This is a genomic window from Romboutsia sp. 13368 (genome assembly GCF_018336475.1).
Taxonomy (GTDB): Bacteria; Bacillota; Clostridia; order Peptostreptococcales; family Peptostreptococcaceae; genus Romboutsia.
Map to the genome: position 1 here is coordinate 1,434,867 of NZ_CP048741.1, position 5,294 is coordinate 1,440,160.

General features: G+C 25.7%; 5 protein-coding genes. 4 read left to right on the forward strand and 1 reads right to left on the reverse strand.

Features of this window, described 5'->3' with window-relative positions; genetic code table 11:
- Positions 1-138: 138 nt before the first annotated feature.
- The 4 genes from G3997_RS05785 to G3997_RS05800 all read left to right on the forward strand — a co-directional run bounded on the left by G3997_RS05785 (position 139) and on the right by G3997_RS05800 (position 3,857).
- Complete coding sequence (locus G3997_RS05785; RefSeq protein WP_296644283.1) at positions 139-891, forward strand: polyphosphate polymerase domain-containing protein; 753 nt, start codon at positions 139-141, stop codon at positions 889-891.
- The gene (locus G3997_RS05790) at positions 885-1,574 is read left to right on the forward strand and encodes a DUF4956 domain-containing protein (RefSeq protein WP_296644285.1); all 690 of its coding nucleotides are present in this window, start codon (positions 885-887) and stop codon (positions 1,572-1,574) included. The genes G3997_RS05785 and G3997_RS05790 overlap by 7 nt, the downstream gene beginning before the upstream one ends.
- A 401-nt stretch (positions 1,575-1,975) precedes the next feature.
- Complete coding sequence (locus G3997_RS05795) at positions 1,976-2,647, forward strand: response regulator transcription factor (protein ID WP_296644287.1); 672 nt, start codon at positions 1,976-1,978, stop codon at positions 2,645-2,647.
- A 91-nt stretch (positions 2,648-2,738) separates the two neighbouring features.
- The gene (locus tag G3997_RS05800; protein ID WP_296644289.1) at positions 2,739-3,857 is read left to right on the forward strand and encodes a sensor histidine kinase; all 1,119 of its coding nucleotides are present in this window, start codon (positions 2,739-2,741) and stop codon (positions 3,855-3,857) included.
- Positions 3,858-3,907: 50 nt separating this feature from the next.
- Here the strand turns inward: G3997_RS05800 and ilvA are convergent, their stop codons facing one another.
- On the reverse strand, positions 3,908-5,122 hold the full coding sequence (gene ilvA, locus G3997_RS05805; RefSeq protein WP_296644291.1) for a threonine ammonia-lyase: 1,215 nt from the start codon (positions 5,120-5,122) through the stop codon (positions 3,908-3,910).
- Between the last annotated feature and the right edge of the window lie 172 nt (positions 5,123-5,294).

The following is a 5,294-nucleotide window of genomic DNA, read 5'->3' on the forward strand; positions in this document are numbered from 1 at the left end:
AACYTAACTATATYTATATCATTTTAATATTTAAATATAAACTTCATAGAAATTACATATAATTTTAAGTTTTATTTAAGATTAATTTTTTATAATTATATCAGAAAGAAGTTCTTAAACTGATAGGAGGAAAAATAAATGGCTATAAAATCATTTAAACGTTTTGAAAAAAAATTTATTCTAACAAATGAACAATATAATAAACTACTTCCAATACTACTAGATTATATGAATTTAGATAAGCATTGTAAGCTTGGTGAAAATTATAATATTTATAATATATATTACGATACATTAAACAATGATGTAATAAGACACTCTATTTCAAAACCATACTATAAAGAAAAACTTAGACTTAGAAGTTACAATATCCCAAATAGCTTAGATGATAAAGTATTCTTAGAATTAAAAAAGAAAATAAATGGAATAGTCAACAAAAGAAGAGTTGTTATGACTTTAGGGGAAGTTTATGACTTTTTAGAAAATGGAAAGAAACCAAATTTTGATGACTATGAAAATAATCAAGTTATAAAAGAAATAGAATACTACTTAAGTAAAAATAAAGTCTATCCAAATGTATATATTGGGTATTCTCGTAAAGCTTTATTTGGTAAAGAAGATAAAGACTTTAGAGTGACTTTTGATAGTGAAATAACTGGAAGAAGAAATGATTTATATCTAACATCTGGTTGTTTTGGRTATGAYATTTTAGGACAAAATAAGTACTTAATGGAAGTAAAGATTTTAGGTGCTATTCCAGTTTGGTTTACAAAAATTTTATCCGAACTAGAAATATATAATAAAAAAGATTCTGTTGTCAATAGTGCTAACGAACTAGAAGAAAGTGTTTATTGCTTAAATGATATAAAAAGGAGTTTAAAAATATGCTAGAAACAATAATTGCAACAACAACAGGAGAATCATTCACTCTCCAAAATGCATTAATAGTAATTTTTGCATCAATTTTATTAGGACTTATCATTAGTTTTGTACATATGCAAACTAATAAGAAAAGCGGATATAATCCTGGCTTTTCAACTACTTTAGTTATGCTACCAGTAATAATATCAATTATTATACTTTTAGTTGGAAATAATGTAGCTAGAGCATTTAGCTTAGCTGGAGCATTCTCTATAATCCGTTTTAGAAGTGCCCCTGGTGATCCAAAGGATATTGCTTATGTATTCTTCACTTTAGCTGTTGGATTAACTTGCGGTATGGGATATATTGGATATGCAGTTATATTCACAGTTATATTATCTGCTTTAATGTTTATACTAGATATAACTAATTTTGCTTCACCTAAAGGTAAATCTATGCAACTTAAAATAACTGTTCCAGAAGATTTAAACTATGAAGGTGTATTTGATGAAGTATTAAATAAATTTGCTATTTCTTATACTATAGAAAGAGTAAGAACTAGAGACTTCGGAGCTTTATTTGAATTATATTATAGAGTTCAACTAAAGCCTGATGTTAACCAAAAGAATTTCTTAGATGAATTAAGATGTAGAAATGGAAACTTAAATATTACACTAACTTTATCTGGATTTGACGAAAAAGTTTACGCTTAATATTTATAATATAAACCCCTAGCAAAATTTTATAATTATATGTTAGACTTTTATATGAATANNAATTATATTATAGAGTTCAACTAAAGCCTGATGTTAACCAAAAGAATTTCTTAGATGAATTAAGATGTAGAAATGGAAACTTAAACATAAACCTTACAATGTCTGATTTTGAAAATAAAGCCTATAATTAAAATTTTCATTTCTCCACCCTTAATATAAATAAAAGAGTTGTTTAACATTGTTATACAACTCTTTTTAATTTTATGCTTTTTATGGTAAAATAAGATTTATTTATAAATTTTCTAAAAAATCTCAAAATTTCAAACAATATCTACTTAACTTTTTCAATTAATTAAATATAGCATAAACTAAGTATATCATAAAATAGGAGGATGATTATGAGACTATTGTTAGTAGAAGATGAAAAACAGCTTTCTGAAGCTTTAAAACAAATACTTGTAAAAAATAAATATACTGTAGATGCAGTTTATAGTGGTGATGATGGGCTAGATTATGCATTAACTGATGTATACGATGTGATAATTTTAGATATAATGCTTCCAAAATTAAACGGACTTGAAATACTTAAAATAATAAGAAAAAGAAAAATTTCAACTCCAGTTATATTACTTACTGCCAAAGGAACCGTTGAAGATAGAATTTTAGGACTAGATTCTGGTGCTGATGATTACTTACCAAAACCTTTTGCTCCAGAAGAACTTCTTGCTAGACTTAGAGCATTAACAAGAAGAAATACTAATCTTATAAATGAAAATATTTTAGAATTTGCTGATATAAAATTAAATTTATCTACTTATGAAATGGAAGCAAATGATAATAATATAACCCTTACTCAAAAAGAATTTGATATATTAAAATATTTTATGCAAAGACCAAAATTAGTAGTAAGTAAAGATGATTTAATAACTAAACTTTGGGACTTTAATGCTGATATTGATCATAATAACATAGAGGTTTATATATCTTTTTTAAGAAAAAAATTATCTTATGTTGACTCTGATGTAAAAATTACAACAATAAGAAGAGTTGGGTATAGATTGGAGCAATAGAATGTTTGATAAACTAAAGTTAAAACTTATTACAATAAATATGGCCCTACTTTCAACAGTCTTTATTGGACTTTTTGGAGTAATATTTTTTATGACAAGTAATAATATAAATCAAGAAATTTATATGAATCTAGATGCTTTGATTCATAATAACAAAAGGCCTATGCCCCACTCTATTAATATTTTAGTGGAGTTGTCAAATGATAAAAGTATAAAAAGTATATTTAAAAGCTATGAAGTAAGTATAGATACTGATACTCTTCAAAGTGTCGTTAATAAAATTGTAGATGATACAAAAAGCTTTGGAAAAGTAGATATTTCTAATAATTCATATTCTTATTTAAAAGGTAATACTCCATTTGGAACTAAAATTGCCTTTATGGAAAGAAGTCAGTATGATAGTATGCTATTTCAGCTTTTAAAAACTTTTGTAATTATAGGATTTATAAGTTTAATAATATTACTTCTAATTAGTATTTATCTTACTAATAAATCTATTATTCCTATAAAAGAAACTTTCGAGAAACAAAAACAATTTATAGCTGATGCTTCCCATGAGCTAAAGACCCCTTTAGCTATAATAAAAACAAATACTTCACTTATTTTAAGTCAACCTGATGATAGTATTAAAAATCAATCTAAATGGATAAACTATATAAATTCTCAAACTGATAGAATGTCTGTACTTATTAATGAAATGCTTTCACTTGCTAAAATGGATACTACAGAAAATAAACTTCCTTTAGCACCTATAAATATGAGTAAAATAGTTGAAAGTATGATTTTAATGTTTGATGCCATTATATATGAAAATAATATAAATTTAGAAACTAATCTAAGTGAAAGTTTATTTGTAAATGGCGATAAAGAAAGTTTAAAAAAATTATTTAGTATAATAATGGATAATGCTATAAAACATACTAATAAAAAAGGAACTATTACAGTATCACTATTTAAACATAAAAATAAAGTTAAAATGATTATAAGAAATACTGGAGAAGGTATAGAACCTGAAAACTTAGAAAGAATTTTTGAAAGATTTTATAGAGTTGATAGTTCTAGAGATAGAGAAACTGGCGGATATGGTTTAGGTTTATCTATAGCTAGCTCTATTGTAAAGCAACATAAAGGAAAAATATATGCTACTAGTAAAGTAGGTTCATATACTTCTTTTATCGTTGAATTACCACAACAACCTTCTGTTGTATAGTTTTTTATTATAATAAAAATAAATCNNNNCTTTTTTAATATAATTYAATTTTATAAATCTAGTACATTAAATCCTGCTTTTTCTAAACTCTCTTTTATTTTTTCTATGTGCTCTTCATTAAATGTTTCAATAGTCATTGCTACAGCTTGTCTACCTAATCCATAGTTTGAACTTAGTTTAGACATAGTAGCATTAAGTATATTAGCATCTAACTTTGTTAATATGCTTGTAAGTTCACTTAATCCACCTGGCTTATCTAATATTGTAGTTCTAAAGGTATATCTTCTTCCACACTTAACTAAACCTTTATCTATTACTCTGTATAAAGTATTTATGTCAATATTACCACCAGATATTATACATACAACATTTTCACCTTTTTTAGGTATATACTTTCCTGACCAAATAGCTGCTGTAGTTACTGCACCAGCTCCTTCACAAGTTACCTTTTGATATTCTAATAAAAATAACATTGCTTGAGCTATTTCATCTTCTTCTACAATAATAATTTCATCTACTAGTTCTTTAATAACACTAAATGTTAAATCTCCTGGAGTTTTTACTGCTATACCATCAGCTATAGTTACATCTTTAAATGCAGTAGTTACAACANNNNATTCTAAAGAAACCTTCATTGAAGGTATATTTGATGTTTGAACACCAACAATCTTTACATCTGGTTTTATAGCTTTAGCAGCAACTGCCACTCCAGATATTATACCKCCTCCACCTATTGGACAAATTATTGTATCTACATTTTCTAATTGTTCTAATATTTCAAGTGATATAGTTCCTTGACCTGATATAACATATTCATCATTAAATGGATGTAAAAATGTTGCCCCTGTTTCTTTTTGTAATTCAACCGCCTTTGTATATGCATCATCATAAACTAAACCATTTAAAACAACTTCTGCCCCATATCCCTTAGTAGCTGTAACCTTTGCAAGTGGAGCAGTTGAAGGCATTACTATTGTTGCCTTTATTCCATTCATTTTAGCTCCTAATGCAACTCCTTGTGCATGATTTCCTGCACTTGATGCTATTACACCCTTATCTTTTTCTTCTTGGGTTAAGTTAGCTATTTTATTACAAGCACCTCTTATTTTAAATGATCCAGTTTTTTGAAGATTTTCACATTTTAAATATACATTAGCACCTGTTTTAGCACTCATTTGTACACTTTCAAGTAATGGTGTTTCTTTTACAATATCTTTTATTGTATCTCTTGCTTCTTTTATCATATCTAATGTAACTTTTTTCATCTATTAGCCTATTTAACCTTTCTATTTATCTTTGTAGTAATTTTTTATAATTTATATTGTCTAATATAAACTTATACATATTGATTTTTCTCAAATTTAAAAGATATTATAATCAAAAACTATTTTTTATAAAAAATAGTTTTTGATTATAATATAAAATTTATTTTTTAAT

Excerpts from the sequence above, each read along its gene's own strand:
- G3997_RS05790 (WP_296644285.1), top strand. The coding sequence starts at position 885 with ATGCTAGAAACAATAATTGCAACAACAACAGGAGAATCATTCACTCTC.
- G3997_RS05800 (WP_296644289.1), top strand. The coding sequence starts at position 2,739 with ATGACAAGTAATAATATAAATCAAGAAATTTATATGAATCTAGATGCT.
- G3997_RS05795 (WP_296644287.1), top strand. The coding sequence starts at position 1,976 with ATGAGACTATTGTTAGTAGAAGATGAAAAACAGCTTTCTGAAGCTTTA.